This window comes from Paenibacillus sp. GM1FR (genome assembly GCF_002803315.1).
Lineage (GTDB): Bacteria > Bacillota > Bacilli > Paenibacillales > Paenibacillaceae > Paenibacillus > Paenibacillus amylolyticus.
In genome coordinates this window covers 20,772-46,083 of the sequence record NZ_MKZL01000006.1, presented here as the reverse complement: position 1 = coordinate 46,083, position 25,312 = coordinate 20,772, and the positions used below count along the sequence as shown (strand labels likewise).

Below are 25,312 nucleotides of genomic sequence, written 5' to 3'. Positions count from 1 at the left end.
TTCACCTTTTATATTTACAAATCTATAAATCTAGATATAATGTAGTCCAGAGAACTTACTCTCATGTCCATCATATTATAGGAGGCAAGGCAGGCTCATTTCAGCATATTATATCTACTTTTCTGTATATTTAAATTTAATGGAGGTACGCTTTACATGAAATCACAACAGGTCAATCCACTCCTTATCCTGATGCTGGCACTCGGGGTATTCGGGATTATTACAACAGAAATGGGAATTGTGGGGGTACTGCCTCAGGTTGCGAATAAATTCAACATTACGGCTGCACAGGCAGGTTGGCTGGTCAGTATATTTGCGCTAGTTGTAGCCATTGCGGGCCCTTTTCTCACCTTGCTGGCATCCGGGATGAATCGCAAAATTATCCTTTTAGCCGCTGTGCTGATGTTTGCCATTTCAAACGTGGTCTATGCCTACGCCACAACATTTGATACCATGCTTATCTTCCGTATCATTCCCGCGTTATTCCATCCCGTCTTCTTTTCCGTAGCCCTGGTCACCAGTGCCCAACTTGTTCCGGCAGAGAAAAGCAGTCAGGCCGTCGCCAAAGTATTCACCGGAGTTACCGCGGGCTTTGCCTTTGGCGTGCCACTCACATCGTATCTTGCTGAACGCATATCCCTCGAAATCGCCTTCCTGTTTGGAGCGATGGTCAGTGTGGTCGCTTTAATCGGCATATGGATCTGGCTACCCTCGATGCCCGTGAAGGAAAAGATGTCCTATGGCAAGCAGCTCGGTATTCTGCGCAAACCTGGATTATGGCTGAATGTTGCCGCAGTCATTTTTATATTCGCCGCCATGTTCTCCGTATACAGCTATTTCGCCGAGTATCTTGGACAGGTCACTCACATGAGCGGATCATGGATCAGTGTTATGCTTACCGTCTTTGGTGTCGTCATGATCATCGGAAATTTGGGGTTTGGACAGTTTCTGCGTAAGAGCGTGGTCCGCACTGTCCTCATGTTCCCCCTGCTGTATGTAGCAGCTTACGCACTCGTCTATTGGGCCGGTCCCCACTTCATGTGGATGGTTATTGTAGTCATCCTCTGGGCATCCGTGCATTCAGGAGGATTAATTGTAAGCCAAACCTGGTTAACCGCTGAAGCGCAGGACGCGCCTGAATTCGGCAACAGCTTGTATGTATCCTTTTCCAACCTCGGTATTACCCTGGGTACTGCTATCGGCGGATGGTTCATCGCAAACCTAGGAATACATCAACTGATCTGGAGCGGAATGATATTTGCGCTGATCGCTTTTGTATTGGTTTGGATTAAAATTAAATGTTTCCCTGCACCATAAATTGCCGAGCACTGTTGAGAGAAAGCACTAACACAAATAGCGCCATATTCCCATGCTTAACATGTAGAACAGGCGCTATTTGGTGTTATATGATTACCGGATTTACAAAGGAAGCTCAGATTCGTGCAAACGCACGCTTAAGGATTGTTCGCCAGGTAATTTCTCAGCCATTGCATAGCTGGACGTTCTGTACCGTTGCTATTAACCAGATGTGAACCATTTACCCACGTTTGCCCCTGATTGTAGCCCCACAGCGTCACACCTTTAACGGCAGAATGCTTCCAAAGTACAGGGAATTTTTGTTGATAACGCTGCAATTGTGTATTATCATCGCCCGTCATATCCAGCTCGGATACATAGATTGGTAGCCCCGTAGCCGCGAGCTTGTTCAGTACCGTGTTCATCGTGTTCACAGAGACGTTGTCCATATTGAAGTGATGCGCTTGAATACCAATACCATCAACTAGACCTCTGTTTTTCAAAAGGTTGATAATCTGAATATATTGATCTGCTTTAGCCGGATCTCCGATAATACCATATTCATTGATCAGCAATTTCGCGTTCGGGAAAGCTTGTCTCGCCTGCTGGAATGACCAGATTACCCAATCCCAGCCAGTGGCTCCATCTCCACCTATCGCGTTGCGATAAGAAGGCTTGGCATGCAACGGCTCATTGACGACATCCACATATGCTGCCTTGGAATATCGCTGTCCTGCGGCTTTAATCCATTGTGTCACTTCAGCCTTCTGATCTGCGGCTGAGAGACTGTTAATCCAATTTGGCTGCTGACTTCCCCATACGAGGGTATGGAACTTGAACGGGAACCCGTTGTTGTTAGCATAGTTGTAGGCCATGTCCGCCTGGCCCCAATTCATTACGTTGCGTGTGCCTTCAACAGCATCCCACTTGGTAGAGTTCTCCGGAGTTACCTGATTCCAATACGGGCTAAAATTCGAAGGAACCTGGTTGGCAATAATATTGCCCAGAAATTTGCTACCTTTCGCCAGACCAGCGCTCACACTACCAACCGCAACAGAAGCAGCGAGAATCCCTACCAATGCCAGTGAGCCGACTGTTTTGAACCACTTAGACTTAATCAATGATTTTCCTCCTTAGTATTCTTTTTTATAAAGCGCTTACAAACATCATTTTACTGGATAATTTTGGTTTTTAACACCTGTCAAATTATAGTATTTTATTGTAAAAAAATAGATTTAAATGCTTTTTCTGAAGTTATTTATAGCTTCACTCACTTAAATCCAACATAACTCTTACATTGGAGTTTACATTCACCACATGTTTATCTAGTATGAAATGATACATATCTTTACACACACTAGATAACAAGGGAGATTACAACATGCGCAAAATTTCAACGAAACGTTTCGTCGGATGGCCTTTATCTTTCCTCTTATGTGCCTCCATTTTGTTCGCCCCGTTTGCTTCCACTCCGGTTCAGGCTGCTGAGGCAGACAAGGAGACCAAGATTACGTTGCTGGGTACATCGGATATACATGGTCGATTTATGCCGTGGGACTATGCTCTGGACGGTCCAAACCCAACCGGGAGCATGACACAGCTCTACACCATTGTGAAAAAAGTCCGTGCGGAGAATCCCAACACGATCCTGCTGGATGCAGGAGACATGATTCAGGATAACTCGGCTGAGTTGTTTAATGATCAACCTCAATCTCCCATGATGGTTGCAATGAACGAAATGAAATATGACGCATGGGTTATGGGTAACCATGAGTTTAACTTTGGACTGGACGTACTGGAGAAGATCTCTTCCCAATTCAATGGACAGCCTCTCGTGGGTAACATTTTCAAAGAAAACGGCGACCGCTACATGCCTGCCTATACGATTATCGAGAAAGACGGAATCAAAGTGGGTGTTATCGGAATGAACACACCTATGATTACCGAATTTGAAAAAGGCACGGATCACCTGGACGGCATCATCGTCAAAGATCCTGTGGAAGAGACCAAAAAGGCCATTGCTGAGCTGAAAGGCAAAGTCGATGTCATGGTTGGACTCATGCATATGGGATTGGACAACGAGAACGGTAATCCGGGAACCGGAGTGACGGATATCGCCAATGCCAACCCAGAGCTGGCTGCCATTTTTGCCGGACACATGCATACTTTGATTGAATCCCAAACGGTTAACGGCGTATTGATCTCCGAACCGAATAAATATGGCTCACATATTTCACGAATCGATCTGACATTTGAAAAAGACGGCGACAAAGTCGTGCTGAAAAGCAAAGAAGCTCAAGCACTCGCTGTAAAAGCAGCAGACGGAACGTATGAAGTCTCCGATCCTGCGCTGGAAGAGACTTTGCACCCATTCCACGAGTTCGCTCGTGCCGATGCCAACATTGAAGTGGCTGAACTGAAAGGAACGAACCTGGTCCCTGCTGATGAGATTAAGGGTATACCTGCGGTGCAGATCCAGGAAACACCTTTGTCTGATTTTTTCACCGAAGTGATGTTGCATTACAGTGATGCCGATGTGGTCGCGCACCAGATTGATAACGACAAAGCCAAGCTGGATGTAGGCCCGATCAAGAAAAAGGATATTGCATTCAACTACCAATACACCTTTGGTGAAGTGACTGTATATGAAGTAACCGGACGTGATCTGAAGGATTACATGGAATGGTCTGCGGGATACTTCAACTCCACACGCCAGGGTGATGTGACCGTCAGCTTTGATCCGAAACGACGCGCTTCCAAATACAGCACCGATGATTTCTTCGGCGGCGTGACGTATGAGATTGACCTGACCAAGCCATACGGCAGTCGGATTACAAATCTCAAGTACAGCAATGGGTCAGTAGTCAAAGAAGACGATACGTTAAAACTTGGCATGAACGCCTATCGAATGGAAGCCCTGATTGCCAAAGGCGGCGCGATGGAAGGACGTAAGTTCAAGCAGCTATGGTCCTCCAAGGATGCTTCGGCATTTGGTGAGATTCAAGGTACGATTCGCAACCTGTCCATCACCTATCTGAAAGATGTCATGAAAGGTGTCTACGAACCGAAGATTCAACACAACTGGAAAATCACTGGCGTAGACCTGACTGCACCAGAGCGTGCAGATGTGGTGGAGTTAGTTAACAATGGCATCATGTCTGTGCCAACAACGGAAGATGGCAAGTACACCAACATTGCCTCCATTAACATTTTGGATGCGGTGACTCAAGAAGAGATTGATACACTATCTGCCAAAGCAGGTGTGAGTGCAGCACAATTCGCAGGCGTGAAAACCAAGGGAGCGTTCTATCAACAGCTGAACAAAGCTCGCAAAGCGGCAGGCAATGGCGAGGGAGCAACTACTCCTACACCTGAGAAGCCGACAACGCCAACAGTACCAAAACCAACACCAACTCCAGGCACGTCGAAACCTGGTAAACCATCCACACCAAGCACTGGTAAACCGGGAACTGTCATCAAAGGCAAACAAGCCAAGGTTACTGCGGCTTACCTGAACGTACGCGCTAGCGCTTCATCCAAAGCGAAGGTCGTTGCTGCGGTACCAAAGGGCACCCTGCTTGAGGTGATCAGTACAGACAAATATGGCTGGGTAAAAGTGAAGCTGGATGGACGTGTAGCATTTGTATACGGGAAATATGTGAGTATTTTGAAATAAGTAAAATCGTTACGCACTACGCTTAACGAAAAACAAAAGGGCGATCCCTCCCACGGATATCATGGTGGGGATCGCCCTTTGTTATGTTAACGAACCGTTAGGATTATCGCTGCAACTGCTTTACGAGAGTACGTGCCATAAAGGGTGAACCAATTATATATGCCTTCGATGCTCAACCTCTCTTTACATCCCAATTCGCAAGCATGCCTCTCGCCATCTCCATGTCCGACTCCTTCCCCGTAATTAGTGCAAACTTGGCAACAATTGCAGGATAGGCTGCCCACTGCTCCCGAATATGCTCCAGCATCTTGGGCCATGTTCTTCCCCCTGCCTTCTCATAACGACTCAAAAGCTCACGCAGCCCATCCTCCTGAAAGAGTGCGTAGTAGATGACAAAGTCCTTACCCGGATCTGCAATCTCCGCTTCTGTCCAATCAATAAGTCCAGTTACTCGCTGGGCATCATCGACAATAATATGCGGCGGATGCAGATCACCATGGATGAACGCCGAGTGCTGAGGCCAATAGCTACTTATAGAAAGCCATACCGTCCAGCGTTCAACCAACTTGGTTGGCACCGTAAAATTCTGCTTAACCTCCTCTATATTGGCTGCAAATTCTTTGCGAGCTTCGATTGGCGTCTTGATCCGCACTCCACCTTTCTTCGCCTTGTCGGGATCGATGTTATGCAGTGTGGCGAGAGTCGTAGCTAGTGAATCCAGGAATGTATCAGATAAGCCCTCCTGAGGGAATCGCCATACATACCCTCCCCCTGCGGGATCCACAACTGCGATCGGATCACCTTCAAGTAAAGGATAAGCTATCAACTCTGGCGTGAAGATCCTCCAATCCGGTACTTGTGCGGGTATATTTCCTCGGACCACATCCAGCACCTTGTGCTCATTCTCGGCTCGCTCCCATACGTCTTCGCGTCGCGGCTGGCGCAGAACCCATCTGCGGCCTTCTTCATCCGTGGCGAATGCTACACGAAAATCCATCCCCGACTCGTTGATCTCTAAGGATTCCTCAACGATAAGAAGTCCGTTCTGTTTTGCTAAAAATAATAGTTCCTTTTGAATTGCCAAATTCTCATTCAAGTTCGGTTTTGTCATATCAGGTACTCCCCTTTTCCTTGATAAAATAAAAAACACAGACATGTTCGCCTGTGCAGTTCATTTCGGATGTTGGCATACCTGAATGCTCACAAAAAAATAGTAGTACATCAAAGAACCACTTCAAAGAGTGATTCTTTCACGACGACTAGCGGCATACGTGTAAAATGGCAAACCGATCCCGATGAACTGCACACAGGCAGTAAACAGCAAGCGTAAACAGACGTTTTTCGCCACACTATCTCAATCGGGAAAAATTTTGCACACGTATCCCTCCGTTCAGTAAGTTACCCATATGCTAACATATTCCAAATTTCAGTTCCAGACTGAATCAAATGATTTTGGTTCTTTTTATTGATATACAGGAACTTCGTCGCCTCAGGTAACGTCCATAGTTATAGATGCATTAAAAAGGATGAGAGGTGAGCAACCCAATGTCCATTGCACGAAGGTTATCCTTACTACCAGTCATCATGCTCCTGCTAACGCTCGGATGCGCAGATAAATCCGAGGAACAAGGGAAAGAGAAGCCACATGTGCGAGGAATTATTACAAATTTCGAGGAAGAAAGAGGTCAGGTACTCATCGAGAATAAAGAAGATGGCGGTGTTGATTCAGGACCGATTTGGGTCTCGCTCAGCAAGGACGCCGAACTCATCATCGAAGAAGAGATTGTCACCGTCTCTTTGGATGAGACACTCGTTGGTCGAAGTGCAGAGGTGTGGATCAATGGAGTTATTGCTCAATCTTACCCTCCCCAAACCAAGGCTGTAAAATGGTCATTCATTAACACCAAGCAAAATACGCCGATACATTTCGTTTCACGTGGAACGTTATGATACACATACGAATAGCAACGGGTGGTTGCTACTAAAATCGGAAATGATGAAAACAATTTACACACTTGAAGCATTTACTCCGTTAGCCTGCCTGCATATAGAGTATAATGAAGAGGTATACGATAAATGTACGGTGCAATAATTGTACAAAAACTAACGCAAAAGAGGTAAACGATGAGCGAGCAACAATTTAAAGATTATGGACTTGGTGAAGAGATCGTAAAAGCACTGGACAGTCTGGGCTATGAGACACCAACCGAGGTTCAAACCAAAGTTATTCCGGTAGCACTAGAGAATCAGGATCTTGTGGTCAAATCACAGACAGGTAGTGGTAAAACAGCTGCTTACGGCATTCCACTTTGCGAGCTGGTGGATTGGAATGAGAATAAGCCACAGGCTTTGATTCTTACACCAACCCGGGAACTGGCTTTGCAGGTTAACGAAGATATTACGAATATCGGCCGCTTTAAGCGTATTAAAGCAACCGCACTATACGGACAGTCCCCTTTTCATATCCAAAAAGCAGAGTTAAAACAAAGAACCCACGTGGCTGTTGGTACACCAGGTCGGGTACTGGATCATATCGAACGCGGCACGCTGCCACTCGAACGGATTGCCTATCTCGTCATTGACGAGGCCGATGAGATGTTGAATATGGGCTTTATTGAGACAGTACAGTCCATCATTCAGAAACTGCCGCAAGAGCGCGTAACGATGTTGTTCTCTGCTACGTTCCCTGAAGATGTAGCCAAGCTGTCACGCAAATACATGAACAAACCGGTCGAGATCGAGATCAAAGCAAGTGGACTCACAACAGCCACCATTGAACATGCTGTGATTAACGTACCCGAGGTGAACAAAACCGCACTGCTTCAAGACTTGTTCATTGTGGAAAATCCGGATAGCTGCATCGTGTTCTGCCGTACGCAGGAGAATGTGGATAAACTGTTCCGGGTTATGGCTGATCTTGACTACCCAGCAGATCGTATCCATGGTGGTATGGAGCAGGATGAGCGGATCGAAGTAATGAACGCATTCCGACGCGGACAATTCCGCTATCTGATCGCGACGGATGTAGCCGCACGTGGTATTGATATCACAAATATTACTCATGTCATCAACTACGATATTCCTTTGGAAAAAGAGGGATATGTTCACCGCACAGGCCGTACGGGTCGCGCAGGCAAAACAGGTAAAGCCATTACGTTGATTACACCGAAAGATGGCAGACGTCTGGCGGAGATTGAATCCTATATTGGATTCGAAATCCCTGTCGTGAAGGCTCCTTCCGAGGAAGCTGTAGATCGCCGCAGAGAAGATTTTGAGAAGCGATTGAAGATTGTACCTGAACGCAAAAAGGACAAGCGTGAACAGTTGAACCAACAGATCATGAAGCTGAACTTCAACGGAGGCAAGAAGAAGAAACTTCGCGCTGTTGACTTTGTAGGTACCATTGCCAAGCTTGAAGGGGTAACCGCAGACGACATCGGTATCATTACGATTCTGGATAATGTGACGGATGTAGAGATCCTGAACGGCAAAGGCCCTCTCGTACTGGAGCTCATGCAAAACATAACGATCAAAAAGATGCAGCTTAAGGTTCGCAAAGGTCATAAATAGTTTGCTAAACACGGTCAAATAACTAGAAATTCAAACAGGGATAGTGGACTCTTTTCTAAGTCTACCATCCCTTTTTTCATTACCTCTTCTTTTTCCGCACTGTACCGGCTTCAACCGTATACCGAAATAACGCATCCTCCGCGCCCCCGATATCATCCGTAACCATAAACGTCGCTGCATCTCCCGACTTATAAACCCCACCCGTCAAAAAGCTGAACACCACATGCTCATCTTTCCCCCAATATTGATTCAGCATGAAAAATGTACTACCGCTCACACCCTTTACCCTGCGGTTTCCATTGGCATTATATAGACTATTCTGGTCCATTGCCCAACTCTGGGGCTCAGCATCGAATAGATGTGTAAAACTGGCTCGATCGATATGTTTATTTGGTTTACCCCATAAATAGACCCGATCGGCATCCACTGCCCAGCTCCCGGAAGGCGTTATTAACTCAAACGTTGCTGCGTCTGCACCCTTGATCATCTGAAGCACATCGTCAGGATGACCGAAAGGCTGACTTGTCCGAACAACCTCGGCACGATACACATGTTGCTGATCCTTGGCAAGTCCAAGATGCTCCGTCCCGGTATAAGTTTCAAAATGCTGAGTATCAGCTCCATCTACACGATAACCATTGTAATACACATGTTTGCCATCACGACCGAAGGGCCCACCTAGTGACTGGAACGTATCCGGGTCTGCTCCTTTTACAATACGCCACTGAAAATAAACACATTCACGGTCCCGTGCAAACTGCTCATCCAGTGGTTCAAAGGTAGACCTGTCCGCTCCACGAACAAGGTTTAATACGACTTTTGCTTCTTGACGATACGTACGGGCCCATTCTGTTCTATAAAAAATAGACGACGCCGTCTCAACCCAATTGCCTGTGATCTGCGTAGCGCCCTCTGCACTGTGGGCATAATGCACATGCCACCAGCCATGTACGTCGGGATGATGTGCCTGTAGCCATGCCCTCACCTCATCCTTTTCCCCATTCGCATAACGAAGAGAGCTGGACAGATGAAACAGATGGTCCTTGTCGGTGCAATAGTCGTGATGAGCAATCACAGAGTTTGTATCCATATCCTCAAAAAGATGAAAGTGCTGGCTGCTCTTCACATATAAATATCGTTGGTCCTGAGCAAAGTAGGGCGTATCCGGCAACAGCCGGAAGCTGTTCGGATCAGAGTTAGGTACGGCCTGATCTTCCAGATAGACATACTGAGAGTCGCAGCAGTAATCTTCATCGATCACACGAAAAGCTTCCGTATCCCGACTGAACAAACTCGCCTTGTTTTTGCGAGCATTGAACCACCATATTCCCTGAGAATCTCGCAGGTAGGCGAAGGTTAGCCATCCCTTTTGATACGTAGAGATGACTTCAAAATCCTGAGCAGTAATGCCTCCCTTTATTGGAGTGTTCGTTCCATCCTCATCATTTTGCAATTTTACTTGAAAGTCTTCATCTACAATAAACTTGTTCATGACGGTCCACCTCCAACCATGATGTGAATTCAGTCTAGCTTTATTTTAACGTGTGTACCTGATCCTCTCTACATCATCGTACATGACATTTAGGAACATTTCCTCCGCTCTCACCGCTCAGCCACGATGAAATGAAGGTTTGTTCAGCAATGGATGGATTGTTCACTTGAAAAAGAGTTTGACCCAACTACAATATAAATGAAAGCGCTACATTTAATCTGATATCTTTCGGGAGGTGTATGTAATGGGTAACAGGAAAGCCGTCTGGTTTCTGGTCTTTTCACTCACGTTCACCCTGTTTGGACTTCATCCTGAACGAACAAGCGCAGCAAGTGTCACGATAACCAACGGTACCGATTGGCTCGACACCGCAGGTAACCCCATCCATGCGAACAGTGGCAACATTCTGCAGGTAGGCTCGACGTATTATCTGTATGGTGAACATGCGGTGGGCGGCAAGTTCGACAGCGTGAACGTCTACACCTCCACTGATCTGAAGAACTGGACTTTCAGCAACGCCATTCTGACGAAAGATTCTGCAACCGAGCTGGCCTCCAGCAAAATTGAACGCCCCAAAGTCATCTATAACGCCTCCACCAACCAGTATGTGCTCTGGGCACACTACGAGAACGGTACGGACTACAACCTCGGGCGTGTAGCGGTCGCAACAAGCAATACCCCCAATGGCAAATTCACGTATGAGGGCAGCTTCCGCCCAATGAATTATGAATCCCGTGACATGACTGTCTTTGTTGATACAGATGGCACAGGTTATCTGGTTACTGCTTCACGCAAAAATGGCGGCGCCAATGATACGATGGCTATTTTCAAAATGAATGCAAGTTACACCGGAATACAATCCTTCGAAGGCTGGCTGTTCGAGAACGCCTACCGTGAAGCACCTGCTGTTGTGAAAAAAGGAAACCGGTACTACCTCTTCACCTCTCAAGCCGCTGGCTGGTATCCGAATCAGGGTGCTTATGCTACAGCAACTTCCATGACGGGTCCATGGACTTCGCTTACGCCATATGGCAATCCATCTGCCTTTGGTTCGCAGATTCATGATATTGCCACGATTACAGGCAGCAACACCACATCCTACATCTACATGGGGGATCGCTGGAATCCGATGAACCTCGGAGAGCATAAACATATCTGGCTGCCGCTAACCTTGAATGATTCGAACGGAACAGCATCACTGGAGTGGTATACTACGTGGAATATCGATGCAGCAACAGGAGCGGTAACACCACCTGCTCTCGTCAATCATGCCCAAGGCAAAACAGCTACCGCCAGCTCCACAGCCTCCGGATCGTCTGCATCCAACGTCAATGATGGCAACTACCAGACTTCATGGGTGGCTTCCTCCAATAGCTGGCCAGCCTGGTGGCAGGTGGACTTTGGCGCACCAAAGACGATCACCGAGATCGACACGTCCTGGTTTATGTACAAAGGTTCCGAAGGGTACTACAAATACAAAATTGAAATTAGCAACGATGGTGTCAATTACTCCACCTTGGATCGCACCAACAATCTGACCTATGGTTTCACCACGGATGCTGTGCATTTCACCGCCCGTTATGTACGGATCAATATGGTGAACGCGGTCTTGTGGAATAATCCGGGTAACTGGTACACCCCAACCCTGCACGAGGTCAAAATGTTGGGTCCTGCAACACCGGAAGCCACAGGGTACAGCCGCTTCAGTTCACACAACGTTCCGGATCGATACATCCGTCACGCCAACTACACTGCTCGCATGGATGCCAACGTCTCCCCTGTTCTGGATTCACAGTTCCGCATCGTACCGGGTCTTGCCAGCTCCACAGGAATCTCGCTTGAGTCCATTAACTTCCCAGGCTACTTTCTGAAGCATAATGCCAGCAACAAAATTGTACTTGAAGCTTACGCCAACACCGCCGCCTATAAGGGAGATGCTACGTTCCTAAGCAGTCCTGGTTGGGCTGATAGCACCAAAGTATCCCTTCAATCGTACAGTCAGCCCGGATATTACATCCGGCATTATGATTATGTTTTGCAGTTGGATGCTGTAAATGCAATCAGCAGCGCAACAGTGAAGGGTGATGCCACATTTGGCCGGACTAATTACTAAGAAAATGAATTGGAGATGAGGATGAGCCATCTACATCTACAATTCGAGGAAAGGCCGTTTTTTCAGGAGTCACAACTGAAGAAGCGGTTCTTTCTGCTGCACAGTTTCAGATATAGATTACGTAACCCCATATCAGACTGAAAATGCAGGTTTAATTAGAGCGTAATCACCAGCCAGACTGGCTAGTGGCTGCCAGCTCTCTATCGCTATTTTATAATGACCGGCATATGCTTCTGCACCCACTCGTATGTGCTCTACTTTTCCAAGAACCAAATGATCTGTGCCCACCGCAATAACCTGATCCAGTGTAAGTTCAAAGGCAATCGGAGATTCGAGCACGGAAGGTACATCTACACGTATGCCCGCTCTGGGTGTAACGCCTGCCAGTTCAAATTCATCTTCTCCCGAAGCTACATCTGCTGACGAACGCTGCATGGACGCTGCAAGTACAGCGGGAACTACATTGATCACAAACTCTCCCGTCTCTCGTATATTGACGAGTGTATCCTTCACTGTTCCTTCTCTCTCACCTACACCAGGCCCAATGGATAGGAGCAGAGTCGCCGGATTGCGTGAAGCAACGGTAAAAAAACTAAATGGAGCGAGGTTAAGCACACCCTCCATACTTCGCGTAGAGACCCAAGCAATGGGCCGCGGCACCACGGAACCCGTCATTAATTTATACATTTCATCGACGGTGATATCACCTGCTGAAAATGCATATGTATTTTTTTCTTCCAACATACTCAACCTTTCTGAAGTGCCCCTGAGCAGGTCCTTCGGTTTACAACGCTCTGTGGGACACATGTAGTTGGTATAAGAATATACACTTGTTCACCACAAAAAAAGTACGCACTTTGAAGTGCGTACCTGCATAAAGGAGCTTATTCGTGATGGATAATCCGAGCACAGTCCCAATGGAAACACTAACTCCCTTCGACTACACCCTATCCATTATCGGCGGGAAGTGGAAAATGAAGATCATGTATCAACTCGCCTTTCATGGGGTCACACGCTACGGCGAACTCAAAAGGCGTGTCCCCGGGATCACGTACAAGGTATTAACCTCTCAACTGAACGATTTGGAACATGAAGGTGTGATAAAACGAGTGGAGTATGATCAGACTCCGCCCAAAGTGGAGTATTCCTTAACCCCCCGAGGCAAGAGTCTAATGCCCATTCTGGAGGAAATCTGCAAGTGGGGTGTGCAGCATGTGCCGGAGACACAAACGCTACATGAATTAAAGTGAATATGGATGATATGCAAAAAGAACAGCCTACTCCCATGGGAGCAGGCTGTTCTGCCAATCTAATCTATTAAGGATATTACAAGTTCGGATCATACTTCATCATATTCATTTTACCTTGTTTCTTATAACTTACATAAACGTGGTCGGTGCTGTCTATGAAAACATCTAGCTCCAGAGCGTCATCATTGGAGAATCCGGCAGACCCTACCGGTCTCCAACCCATATTCTCGTATTTCATCACAGTCACCTTGTTGCCATATGCAGCATCTCGATAAGCAACGTAAGGCGTGCCTTGGCTGTCAAAGGCCATATCCATGCTTCCTCCTTTAGACGAATCGACCGAGAATCCGGCAGTGCTCACCTTCTCCCATGCTGTATCTTCTGACGGAATGGAGTGCGGATATTTCCACATTTCAACAACGTTGGAGCTGCTAAGATAGATCATATAAGGTACGCCAGACGGATCAAGCGCGGATGCAGCAACCATATTTGCAGATGCTGGATATGAATATTGTTTCGGATCTAATAATTCCCAAAATTTATCCTGTCCAGATGAGCTAGCTGGTAAGCTATATCCTAATGCCGCATAACTACTGGATGAAACAGATGCGTAAGATGGAGCAAACAAATACATGCCGTTGTTTGGTAACGGTGCGAGGAATGCTCTTAGACCTGCGTATGCCTGTACCCTCGCTTCTTGTACCCGTCCCCTATCTTTATAAAACCTCCATGACATGAGCATTGATGGTTCTGCAGCATTACCAACCAAAACACCTCTAAACATCAGAAAAGGATTATCATCCTTATCAAAGGTAATGACGAAGCTATCGTAAACTCTATCCACTTTTCTTACATTCGGTCTGACACTCGTTCCGTCTTTCCAATCGAAATCATAAATAGTTACTGGTCTCCACCACTTATGTTCATCATTGTAATTCTTAAAGCTTACTTGACCTGAACTGTTCTTATAACCAACATAAATCTTATCCTTACTGTCTATTCCAAGCGATATAGCTGAGCTCCCCAATCCTCCCGCTTTTTCAAGATCGCTTTGATTGCCAACGGGCTGCCACGTGCCTCCCTTATATTGCACCACAGATACTTCGTTATTGTCCTTTATATAAGCCATGTAAGGCGTCCCTTGACTGTCGAAGACGATATTGGACTTGCTATTCAATTCCAGCTCGTCACCCACCTGCAGCCACGATGTCATGGTCCACTTCGCGTAAAGCCTTATGTCTGCCGTCACCGGCGTCCCGAAGTCGTAGACGATCTCCAGATCACGATCGCTGTACCAACCATCGAATCGATAGCCCGCCCATTTCAGTGGAGCAGGTTCCACAGCATTGCCGTTAGGAGCCACCACCTGACTCGCTACGGCTGTCCCACCGTTACTCTCGAAGCTGACCATGTGGCTGTCAAATGTCCACTTCGCGTAAAGTGTGCGGTTACCCGTCACCGATGTCGTGAAGCTATACGCTTCATTCAGTCCAATATCGCTATACCAACCGTTGAATGTGTACCCATCCCTCGTCGGTACAGTAGGCTCCATGGCAGTGCTGCCACTTTCCATAGTCTGGTCAGCCACCGATGATCCGCCGTTACTGTTGAAACTCACTGTGTAGATTGCCGTCCATTTCGCGTACAACGTGAGGTTAGTCATCACTGGTATCATGAAGCTGTAGGCTTCATTTAGACCAGCTTGACTATACCAACCATTAAATACATGTCCTGCGCGCGTCGGTGCGTCAGGAATTGTTGCCGTGTCACCTTCACTCACGGACTGACTACTCACCGACGATCCATTGTTACTGTTAAAGCTTACTGTGTAGCTGTTCTTTGTCCACTTCGCGTACAGCATCACATTCGCCATTACACCTTCCGTGAAACCATAAGGTGTCGTCAATTCGCTATCACTATACCAGCCATCGAACGTGTATCCTTCCAGCATCGGTGCACCAGGAGCAGCAGCCACGGCACCTTCATTCACCGTCTGTTCTGTGACCACTGATCCGCCGTTACTCTCAAAAGTTACAGTATACGTATTCGGTACATAAACCGTCCACTTCGCGTACAATGTCAGGTCTCCCGTTACCACCATAGTAGTGAAATTGTAGGCGTTCATTAATTCGATATCGCTGTACCAGCCGCTAAACACATAGCCTTCCCGCTCTGGGGCGACAGGTGCCATAGCCTTGGTCCCTTCATTCACTGTTTGGGCATCTACTACCGACCCTTCATTACTCTCGAAGCTTATTGTGTAAGGGATCAGCCACTTCGCATGTAGTGTGAGATCCCCCGTTATCGCCGCAGAGAAGTCGTAAGCATTCGTCAACGTGTTATCACTATACCAGCCGCCAAATACATAACCATCTCTCATCGGTTCAATCGGTGTACTAATCGTAGCACCATATCCCACAGTCTGAGCCGTCGCTTCGGACCCACCGTAAGTGTCAAAGGTTACGGTATAGTTGTTAATTGCCCACTGCGCGGTAAATTGAACATCTTCCGCAGGCATGGTAGTCGGAAGCGTTGGCGACCAACCCGTAAAGCTATATCCCTGCCATGTTGGCGTGCCTAGACGGAGCAACATTGTCGCTCCGAATGGAACGATATCCGTTGTACTTGTTTGTCCAGAACCATTGTAATCAACAGTCATTTGGTACGCCTCGCGCTTATAGTACACCTTCAGCACCGTTGTACCGTTACCTTCAATCAGAGCTGTCAGTACCGCTCCCGGAACACTGTCATCTCGTACAAAGCCCGCATAGGATTTAGGCTTGGCATCTGCCACATTCGCTTCTGTATAGGTAGCTCCACGATACGATTCCGTATCCACAACCGTATAAGTGTCACTTCCGATATTTTGCAGTAAGTGTACAACCTGATAAGGTGTACCCTCATTCCCCTTCCATTGCGCTGTATACGTGGTATCCACAATCGGCATTGTACTTGGAATATCTGGCGACCAACCAGCAAACGTATATCCTGGTCTTGTCGGCACCGGTACACGAGCAGCGATGTTCTTGCCGCCTGCTCCCGTTAGCGAGACTCTTGGTGCACCCGCATAACCCCCAGCGAACGTCATCGTTCTATTCCCCGGAGAGTAATTAACTCTAACGACCGTCGAGCCGTCTCCCTTAATTAATACGCCGTTTACTATTCCGTTCTCATAGCCTTGTTCCTTGAATCTGTCAGAGTTGATTCGAATCTCCGTGTCCGTTGTTCCGGTGAGATTCTCCGTATCTACAGGCGGAGCCGATGTCCTGCTGTTCGGGTCTAACATATAATGTTCAACAGTATATGGCGTGTCCTTGTTCGCAATCCAGTGTGCGTACAGTTTCCGGTCCTCCGCAGCCATTCGGCTCGGAATCGTCACCTTCGTGCCGCCGGAAGCAGCCGTATACCAGCCATCAAAGGTATATCCCCGATATACCGGGGTGGTCACACTGATCGGCGCATTATAACGGGCCGCAACAATATCGGTTACTCCGCCATTTTGCGGGTCCAGTTGTAGGATGTAGTCACCTGTTCTGGCGAGCCAGCTCAACTGAATGGTGCGCTTGAGTGGACTAGATGTGAACGACGCTGGTGCACCCTTCCAGGTGATAATCAGGTTGCCATCACTCACCTGAATGTTCTTGTCCACCACTTCAATCATCCCGTTAGCCGCATTATATTTGAAATTTGGATGGTCCACCTGGATATCAAACTTCGATGGGTTATAATCCGAATTTTCCGGATTATGATACGAACGGGTATCCGTATCGCCTGTCTTCAAATCAAACGTATTCATCGTGAGCCATAACGCCGGCACAGCGATGGATGACGCGGAACCCGCTAAGTTCAATCGGAGCGACTTATCCTGTGGATAGGCGAAATCGTAGACGTTCTTTTCTTCCCCAATGGTATACAGTGGCCACTCTTCATCGACCAGCTCCACGCTGCCCGAGAGCGCTCCATCGCCTAATTGCGCGCCAAGTTCGACCTCCAAATAGATGCCCATCTCAACGAACAGAGCACCTAGAGACTTCGTACTCTCCACCCCGCTAATATTTTTCAATTGATAATAGAAGTAGCCCCACAGATTCACATACACACCGGGTTCTACAGCAAGCCCGATACTATTCAACTTGACGCTTCCAATCCCCGCTTTGACCTCCATATGAATACCAGCTCGTAAACCGATCGTCCCCATCACATAGAAGGTAAATTGGTAATCTCCGTCTCCCGGCAAGCTGACCGTATTGCTCGAACCACTGAAACTCAATACGCGCAAGCTAACCGAGTAGCGCTTGGCCATCTTATAGTAGAAATCTGCCCCCACCGTCAGGTTCACCTGAGCGCTGACCACAAACTCCGCTTCAAATTTAACTTCCACAATACCTAAAGCCACGCGTACGCTCTTTTCAAAGAGCTCTTTCTTGATTAACGGAACCCACTCCGTGTCTTGCTCCAACATCTCTTGATACTTTTCCTTCAACGATTCCGCATCTACGGCAGTATCCTGCATACCCGCCATTACCGCTTTAATCTGTGTCGCGATGTCCTGAACCTTTCCCAACCTGCCAGCATTCTTCTCGCCCACCCAGTCATTCAGTGCATCATTTAACTTATCGTGTTCAACGAGAGCTATCTCTGCCGTGATGTTCATTCCGGTATAGCTATAAGCATCCAGATTCGCCGTAATTACATAATCATCAATGCTGTACCAGTAAGGAATTCCCCACTTTTTCAGCCAATGCCCTTGCATATCTCCATTAATACCGAGATCTAGGCTCATCTCCTGAACGAATGTACCCGTCATATGGATGACAAGATCACTGTCTTCATTGATATTGACAACAATATCGGCACCCACTTGTAATGTAGCGCTTACGCCTGAGGTTCGGCCGTCAATATTCTTCAGCCTCGTGCCGAGTGAAGCAACAACGGTCAGATTCTCCACACTTACCCGGCTCCCTTTACCGGACGCTAGGGAGGACTGAGCCTTGATCTCCTGAATTTCCTTCGTCTCCATGGCGATGTCAGACAGATAATCCGCAGCTTCATTGACGAATCCGCTGTCTCTCGCTTGCTGCTCAATTTGCTCTTCGAGCTGTGCGATCTGCTCTTCCGATAACAGATCTTCGCCGTCAATGGCTTGCTTCTGATAGATGTTGAAGACATTCTCAATATCTTCAATCGTGGCATCAGTATATTCGATGACGTCCATCTCAGCTTCAGGCGTAATCGAAATGATACGCCCGTACCCAACGGTCTCAAAACCTGTTTCGGCGCCGAATTCACCTTCATAAAAACCGATAAAGTCACCCACATCCACCGTGGTTAACTCATCTAAGCCGAAAGGCTCATACAGGCTGTCGCTGTAATTCATCTGGGTATGCTCAACCGTGATGGATTTGTTGTTCCGATCTCCATCTGTGTCTGCTTCCACACTCACCGGCAGAACATCCGGCTTGAGCAACACTTGCTTGATATCCGCATGATCGTAGGTATAGGTGCTTCCGTCTACCGCCGTAATCTGGACATAGGCCACATCGCCGTCGTCAGCGCCGGTGGTTTCTAACGTGCGTTGATCGGGACGAGTTCCTTGATAGATGGCGACGGTATCGCCCACTTGAATCTCGGTGTTTTCTGTATACTTAAACGTTCCGCTGCTCGCATTCGCTTCAGCGAGCGCATTTTCGCTACCGCCCACTGTCGTGGCAACTACCGAAATCGCTGGTGAACCCACCTCTGTGCCATTTAGCATCATATCCGTGACATCCGTGTACGGGAGGTAGATCATGTTCGGGTTCAGCGGAATGTCCAGAACCTCTCGCTTAGCGACACTAAAAACGTAAATACGCGTCGTCGCATCCTGACCTTGGAAGGACAGGTTATCGCTATTCAACGTCAGTTGATACGTATTGCCTTCAACGAATTTTCCGTCTTCAGCTGCGGACGCTACCGTGAAGGCCCCGTTCCCGCCAGTGACGGTAACTCCAGCAAAGTCGGGATTCGCCGTGTCTGTGAAGGTCATTTTCGCTTGAACCTCAGATACTGTCAGGTTGCCTGATGCATCGTGTACTGCGATCGTGAAGTCCGGTGCCACATCCAGCACCGAATAGCTTGGTGTGCTCTGTACGGCATTATCTATGCTATCCGTATACTTCGCATACAACTTCATATCCTCAGTTAGCGTACTACCCTCTGCAAAAATGAGCGAGAAATCGCTGTCTGTAAACCATCCCTGGAAAATGTATCCCTCTTTTGTTGGAGCCGGCAGGTTATTTAGCACCTGGCCTTTTCGTATCGTCTGCGCAGCAACCGCCGTGCCTCCGTTGCTCTCAAACGTGAGCGTATACGCAGTGGAACCGGCGCCAGGGCTGCTTCCGTTGTCTCCAGGCGTTCCGCCGCCATTGTTACCGCCGGGTGTCGGCGTTGTTGTCACCGGAGTTGTCGGTGTTGGTGTCGGAGTAGGCGTCACTGGCGTTGGATTCTGATTTTTCCAAGCTTCCACAACCGCGTTGTTACGCATGAAGAGAACCGCCGCTTCAGCGCGAGTCGCTTGCGCACGCGGATTGAAGTTGCCCTTGGCGTCTCCGGTGAACACACCGGCTTGCCACAGCTTGACGACCGCGTCAGCCGCCCAAGGCGAAACATTCGCGAGATCGCCCGGCTCTGTCGTGACCGGATTCTCGGTCTGATATGGAATCTGTTCGCTTTCGAAATAACGCAACGTCATCGTCGCCATCTGCTCCCGAGATACGGTAGCATCCGGCGAATATTTCCGATCCCCCGTGCCATCGGTAATTCCCTTCTTAACCGCCCATTCGACATATGGCGCATACCAGCTGCCCGCCTGTACATCGGCAAAGCTCGAAGTGGAGTACGCCCCCACATCGACTCCGGCCATCCGGCCAAGTGCCGTTACATACATGGCACGTGTCATTGTCCCCTTAGGAGAGAAGCTACTCGCGTTCGTTCCGCTGAATATGCCCTTCTCCTGCACATGGACGACTGCATCATAGAACCAGTCGGTGGGACTCACATCCTGGAATCCAGTGGATGCGATTACTTTTGTCTTCTGCATCGGCAGTTCAGCCGCTACTGCCGATTGCGCTGGTAATAGGGGCACGGCAGTAACGATTAAGCTGATCACCAGCATCCACATCAGGATCTGCCGGCTCACCTTCCATCCCTGTATTACTTTCTTCACTTTTATTCATCCCTTCTATGTATAGATCAAACTAAAAAAGACCATCCAAAATTGGTTTCTAACCAAGCTAATCAACAAAGCCAGACTAATAGCCGAAACCAATGGCCCAGATCGGGCTCATTGGTCTCCTGCGAGTCAGTTCGCTCGGCACGTGGAGATCAAGCGAGGAAAAACTTAACATACAGAAATGGCGTTGTCCTAGCTGCGACGTTCAACATTCAGAACATCAACGTCAGCTCAAACATCCAACTGGAGAGATCCGACTGCTTTAAGGTACGATAATGCCAACTTTACAGATTGAATTCGTTCACCGACCTTTCTGATCAGTCGCAGTCGAATTGTGACACCGACACAGCAAATTATGTCGTTTTTTCTTCAATATTTTAACATGCGAGATAGGGGCGCTTGTGAATTATAAAGAAAACTTTAAGTAAGCAACTACTCGCAAGCGAGAACATCAATGACATCAAAAAATAGTGGCTGAGGGAAGGTAACTCCCACACCACTATTTTTCATGAATTCTTAAGCTAGTCTGCAATCCATTCCAGATGATTCCCGTCTCAACGATTCATCTACCAGAATCGACTATAACGAACTGCTCTTCCCCCAACGCAGTCTTGGAGGAAGTGAAAAAACACTAATATGCCTCTTAGGTTTCAATGAGATAAAAGGCTCCTGCTGATTCTTCGCCACATTGTGGGCGATATGCCTGAAGCGCAGCCCGCTTTCGAACTCGGGATTAAGCGCAATCGGAATGCCCTTATGTACGGAACGTATAATTTGTACATCGGCATGGATCACGCCAATCACACCAATATTGAGAATATCGATAATATCCTGCATCTTTACCGTTGCCGAACGGGCTTCCTGTCCGTCGGCCATATTAATGATGAGCTGTGGCGGAGCCGGAATCATATCTTCTAATAATCCGATTACGCGATCCGCGTCCTGAAGCGATGTACGATGAGGCGTAGTAACGACAATAGCCTCATCTGCTGCCAAAGCCGCATTCCAGAATCCATTTTCAATGCCTGCAGGTGAATCGATCAGCACATAATCATAACCTTGGGCTATTTGCTGCACAACCACGCGAAAAACTTGCGGATCATCGTGATGCACCGCGTCGTTACTACAAGAGATAAAGGACAAGGTACTGATTCGCTTATCTTTGACGATCACTTGATGTAAAGCACATTGACCCGTCAGATAATCAGAAATGTGATACCCTACCCTATTACTCAAACCAAGCGGAATATCCAGATTTCTCAATCCAAAATCAGCGTCGATCAAGCAAACGCTGCTCCCCGATAAGGCAAGGGCAGTCCCGAGATTAGCCGTGACCGTTGTCTTGCCAACTCCGCCTTTCCCTGATGTGATACATATAACTCGTGCCATCGGAGCCACTTCCTTCTCTTCAAGTACTAATGCGGGACAGCAAGACAACCATTTCTTCACGTATTATCGTTTGATCCGGCTTGAATGTAATGCCCTCGTAGCTAATAATCAGTTGCAATTTGATGAAATATGTCGTTATATCGACCACAGTGATTTTATCATGATGGATTAACCTACTTGAGAAACCTAAAGAAAACTTTAAATCCGTTCGTATTGGATCCTTTAATTCTTCGGAGAGATGGCACATCATTTTGACGAGGATGGAAAAGCGCAGACTGGTGTTGAGGGATTCAATATCTTGAGTCGGTTACGAAGCTAGTGGAAAGAACAAAAAATGGGCCAATAGCGTCAGGTACTGCTCCAACGCCATTTTCCCATTTATAATAGACTACCACCCTTACTGCTATATTCATGCTTGTGACGTACTGTTAGAAACCAGCATATATCCGCTCCCCCGAACCGTAATGATTCGCTCGGGGTCGGCAGGGTCAGACTCAATTTTTTTGCGTAAATTACTGATATGTACAGCAACCGTTCTTGTATCCTCCAGACTTTCCATTCCCCAGATGATTTGAAACAACGTATCGACACTGACGACACGATTCACGTTTTGTGCCATATAGGACAGCAGACTGAATTCTTTTTTCGATAAAGAGATAGGTATACTCCCCATGTTGACGGACTGCGTGTAGAAATCCAGTGTCAAACCCGGTAACTCCAGCAATTGTTCCCTTCTACCCGTCGACACTCTGCGAAGGTGAGCCTTGATCTTGGCCATGAGCACTCCCGGACTGAACGGCTTGGTCACATAATCGTCTCCGCCATAGGATAATGCGCTAATTTTTATTTCGTCTTCCTCTTGACTGCTCAGAAACACAATCGGCGCACTGGTGAGATTACGCGCATTCCTGCACCAGTCAATACCGTTTTCATTAGCCAGTAATATGTCCAGTATAATTAAATCCGGCTCAAACGATGCAAGCAGCTCCATCGCTTCTGACCCGCTATGACTGCAGGTGGAGACAAATCCCTCCCTATCACAATACACCTGCACAATCTCGCATATATGAGGATCATCATCAACGATCATGATTTTGTGCGTGTCCATCTCAGCACCCCTTTCCTTCAATCACCGTACAAGGAAACGTTATATAGAATGTCGCCCCCATCTTGCCGTCGCTCTCCGCTCGAACCATGCCTCCGTGCGCTTGTACGATTTCCCTGCAAATTGCCAGTCCCAGTCCACTGCCCTCTATGCCCATTCCCGGCCGATCGTATCTGTAATTACGTTCGAAGATTTGCTCAAGCTGATCCGGAGGAATCCCCATACCAGAATCCTCTATGCTAATAACTGCATGAGGAGCATGATTCACCATTTCCACAACTAGTGCAATACGCACCACCCCCCCGCTGGAGGTGAACTTCATGGCGTTAGATACTAGATTAAATAAGGCCTGCTCTACTCTTTTCGCATCCATCTCGACAACTGGCAAAATAGATCGTCTATCCTCGGTATCTCCGATATCCAGTACGAAGTCTAATCCTGCGTCACGCACTACCAACTCATATTGTTCAAAAAAACCATGCAAGAAAGGAATCATCTGAATCGGCTCCATTCGGTACGAGACCTGTCCGGTCTCCAAATGAGACAAGAAGGACAACTCCTCGATCATACGGTTAATCCTTATCGTGTTCTCCCGGATGTACTTCAGATATTGTTCATTGCGTTCCGGCTTGACCCTGTCCTGTATAGCTTCTACATATCCAAGCATACTGGACAACGGCATACGCAGATCATGCGTAATATAAGCAAGAAGCTTCTTCCTCCCTTGCTCGGAGTGAAGCAGTCGGTCATACGAGGATTGGAGATCATCATGCACTGTAGATAAGGCCTGTGTTCGCTCCTGAACGGTCTGTTCCAGATTCATATTCATTTCGATCAGCTTGTCATTAACGTCCTGTAATTCACGTGTAATTCTCTCTTCGTTCGATGCCGTCCTCGTAGATCGCGAAGACAGCAGAATCAACTGCGCAATCGTAAATATCAATAACCCAAGCGGAGATGTATTTCCAATCGGCGACCATCCGTTAAAATATAAAAAATCGTTGACAACCGTGAATAAAGTAATCACCGACACCAACAGGAAGATTAAAGCTCCCTCTAATCGTCGCACAGCCGAGTAAACCAGCCCGATCATCAGATAAACCATATGTAGTACCACCATTACACCGATCATCAGCATAAATTTTGAATATATAAGTGCAGGAGTTACCACCACAAGGACACAGAATGCGCCGGTTGTAATCAAGCTAAAAAGACGAAACCATCGTGATATGTAATTGGGAAAAATGCTATCAAAATACATGCTGATGATATAACCACTGACACAAAGAATCAGATATTCAATCTTGAACTGCAATTCCCAAGGAAACTGAGGCAACCATTGTGTAAAGATAAGCTCCCCGTTGAACAAGGATCGAATACCAAGCAGTACAGTAAACAGGCCAAAATATAACGGAGCCCTATCCTTACGTCGCAGCATGAACAACAGCAGATTATACAAGCCGATCACTAGTAAACTTGCCGTGATGAACATATCCCTGGCAAGATTCAGATTGGTCTTGGAAGTTAGTACGTCACTACCACCCAGCTCGATATCCTTGGTAATGCCGCCACGCTTATGATTGAAGTTGGCTACTTGCATAACCAGCTCTATCGTATCGTTTTTAGGCTGAAAATACACCAGTTTCGTCTCCAGATGCGGGGTCACGCGGCTCTTGTCCTGACCCACCTCACCAACTTCTTCTAGAAGTTCGCCATTCACCCATAATTTGTACGCATGAAAAATGCTCGGCAACCGCAGAGTAAGCTGCTCGTTTCGATCGTTCTCGCTTAGTTGTATGACCAGTCGAAAGGTTGCATAGCCTGTACCACTCAGCCGCTGACCTTCTAACGGATAGCCAAGCCAGGAGCTTGGGATGCTGATCCAGTGGTCCTGATTTCCTTCCCTTGCCGAACGAACCCGTATGTCCTCAGGCGACAGTAGCTCTTGCCAGTAGAACGACCACTCCCCTGTTAACTTTTGCGGATTCGCACTGAGCTGAACCTGCCTTAAATCCAGAATACCTTTTTCACTTTGGAACTTAGGAGAGTCCGGCTCAGAGAGGACGACATAGCCTGCAACCAAGCCAACAATAACGGCAACAACGATATAAAACCACACCTTACGAGAACCGACTCGGAGAATTCCCCTCATGATGAATCCAACCCCAATCTCTAAAAGCGCAATAAGTAAGTTTATTTATCCAAATGATA

General features: G+C 47.4%; 15 protein-coding genes. 7 read left to right on the top strand and 8 right to left on the bottom strand.

The features are described from left to right. Positions 1–156: 156 nt before the first annotated feature. Complete coding sequence (locus PAEAM_RS03730) at positions 157–1,317, top strand: MFS transporter (protein WP_100526708.1); 1,161 nt, start codon at positions 157–159, stop codon at positions 1,315–1,317. Positions 1,318–1,454: 137 nt separating this feature from the next. Here the strand turns inward: PAEAM_RS03730 and PAEAM_RS03725 are convergent, their stop codons facing one another. Further along, positions 1,455–2,417 (bottom strand): endo-1,4-beta-xylanase, encoded by a 963-nt coding sequence (locus PAEAM_RS03725; protein WP_100526707.1) that lies wholly within the window; start codon positions 2,415–2,417, stop codon positions 1,455–1,457. Between the two features lie 260 nt (positions 2,418–2,677). On the opposite strand from PAEAM_RS03725, the gene PAEAM_RS03720 reads away from it, so the two are divergent. Continuing rightward, positions 2,678–4,972 (top strand): 5'-nucleotidase C-terminal domain-containing protein, encoded by a 2,295-nt coding sequence (locus PAEAM_RS03720; RefSeq protein ID WP_100526706.1) that lies wholly within the window; start codon positions 2,678–2,680, stop codon positions 4,970–4,972. A gap of 172 nt (positions 4,973–5,144) precedes the next feature. On the opposite strand, the gene PAEAM_RS03715 is transcribed toward PAEAM_RS03720, so the two are convergent. Further along, positions 5,145–6,083, bottom strand: coding sequence for a macrolide 2'-phosphotransferase (locus PAEAM_RS03715; RefSeq protein ID WP_100526705.1), 939 nt, complete (start codon positions 6,081–6,083; stop codon positions 5,145–5,147). Between the two features lie 434 nt (positions 6,084–6,517). On the opposite strand from PAEAM_RS03715, the gene PAEAM_RS03710 reads away from it, so the two are divergent. Next, positions 6,518–6,922, top strand: coding sequence for a hypothetical protein (locus tag PAEAM_RS03710; protein WP_100526704.1), 405 nt, complete (start codon positions 6,518–6,520; stop codon positions 6,920–6,922). Positions 6,923–7,096: 174 nt separating this feature from the next. Beyond that, the gene (locus tag PAEAM_RS03705; protein WP_100526703.1) at positions 7,097–8,542 is read left to right on the top strand and encodes a DEAD/DEAH box helicase; all 1,446 of its coding nucleotides are present in this window, start codon (positions 7,097–7,099) and stop codon (positions 8,540–8,542) included. Between the two features lie 79 nt (positions 8,543–8,621). Here the strand turns inward: PAEAM_RS03705 and PAEAM_RS03700 are convergent, their stop codons facing one another. Then, on the bottom strand, positions 8,622–10,034 hold the full coding sequence (locus PAEAM_RS03700; RefSeq protein WP_100526702.1) for a DKNYY domain-containing protein: 1,413 nt from the start codon (positions 10,032–10,034) through the stop codon (positions 8,622–8,624). A gap of 244 nt (positions 10,035–10,278) precedes the next feature. On the opposite strand from PAEAM_RS03700, the gene PAEAM_RS03695 reads away from it, so the two are divergent. Further along, on the top strand, positions 10,279–12,147 hold the full coding sequence (locus tag PAEAM_RS03695) for an AbfB domain-containing protein (RefSeq protein ID WP_100526701.1): 1,869 nt from the start codon (positions 10,279–10,281) through the stop codon (positions 12,145–12,147). A 132-nt stretch (positions 12,148–12,279) separates the two neighbouring features. Here the strand turns inward: PAEAM_RS03695 and PAEAM_RS03690 are convergent, their stop codons facing one another. Then, positions 12,280–12,891: a flavin reductase family protein gene (locus PAEAM_RS03690; protein WP_100526700.1), complete on the bottom strand. Its 612-nt coding sequence runs from the start codon at positions 12,889–12,891 to the stop codon at positions 12,280–12,282. Between the two features lie 173 nt (positions 12,892–13,064). Here PAEAM_RS03690 and PAEAM_RS03685 point away from each other — a divergent pair, with 173 nt between their 5' ends. Next, a complete protein-coding gene (locus PAEAM_RS03685; protein ID WP_100526754.1) occupies positions 13,065–13,397 on the top strand; it encodes a winged helix-turn-helix transcriptional regulator in 333 nt (110 codons plus the stop codon). Positions 13,398–13,473: 76 nt separating this feature from the next. On the opposite strand, the gene PAEAM_RS03680 is transcribed toward PAEAM_RS03685, so the two are convergent. Then, positions 13,474–20,601 (bottom strand): InlB B-repeat-containing protein, encoded by a 7,128-nt coding sequence (locus PAEAM_RS03680; RefSeq protein ID WP_100526699.1) that lies wholly within the window; start codon positions 20,599–20,601, stop codon positions 13,474–13,476. A gap of 585 nt (positions 20,602–21,186) precedes the next feature. Continuing rightward, positions 21,187–21,996, bottom strand: a complete 810-nt coding sequence (gene minD, locus PAEAM_RS03675) for a septum site-determining protein MinD (RefSeq protein WP_100526698.1) — start codon at positions 21,994–21,996, stop codon at positions 21,187–21,189. Here minD and PAEAM_RS31685 point away from each other — a divergent pair. Further along, positions 21,974–22,168 carry a hypothetical protein gene (locus PAEAM_RS31685; RefSeq protein WP_165789823.1) on the top strand — a complete coding sequence of 65 codons (195 nt, stop codon included), beginning with the start codon at positions 21,974–21,976 and terminating at the stop codon, positions 22,166–22,168. The genes minD and PAEAM_RS31685 overlap by 23 nt on opposite strands. Positions 22,169–22,405: 237 nt before the next feature. Here the strand turns inward: PAEAM_RS31685 and PAEAM_RS03670 are convergent, their stop codons facing one another. After that, positions 22,406–23,104 carry a response regulator transcription factor gene (locus tag PAEAM_RS03670; protein WP_091012342.1) on the bottom strand — a complete coding sequence of 233 codons (699 nt, stop codon included), beginning with the start codon at positions 23,102–23,104 and terminating at the stop codon, positions 22,406–22,408. Between the two features lies 1 nt (position 23,105). Next, positions 23,106–25,253 carry a sensor histidine kinase gene (locus PAEAM_RS03665; RefSeq protein WP_100526697.1) on the bottom strand — a complete coding sequence of 716 codons (2,148 nt, stop codon included), beginning with the start codon at positions 25,251–25,253 and terminating at the stop codon, positions 23,106–23,108. Positions 25,254–25,312: the final 59 nt, after the last annotated feature.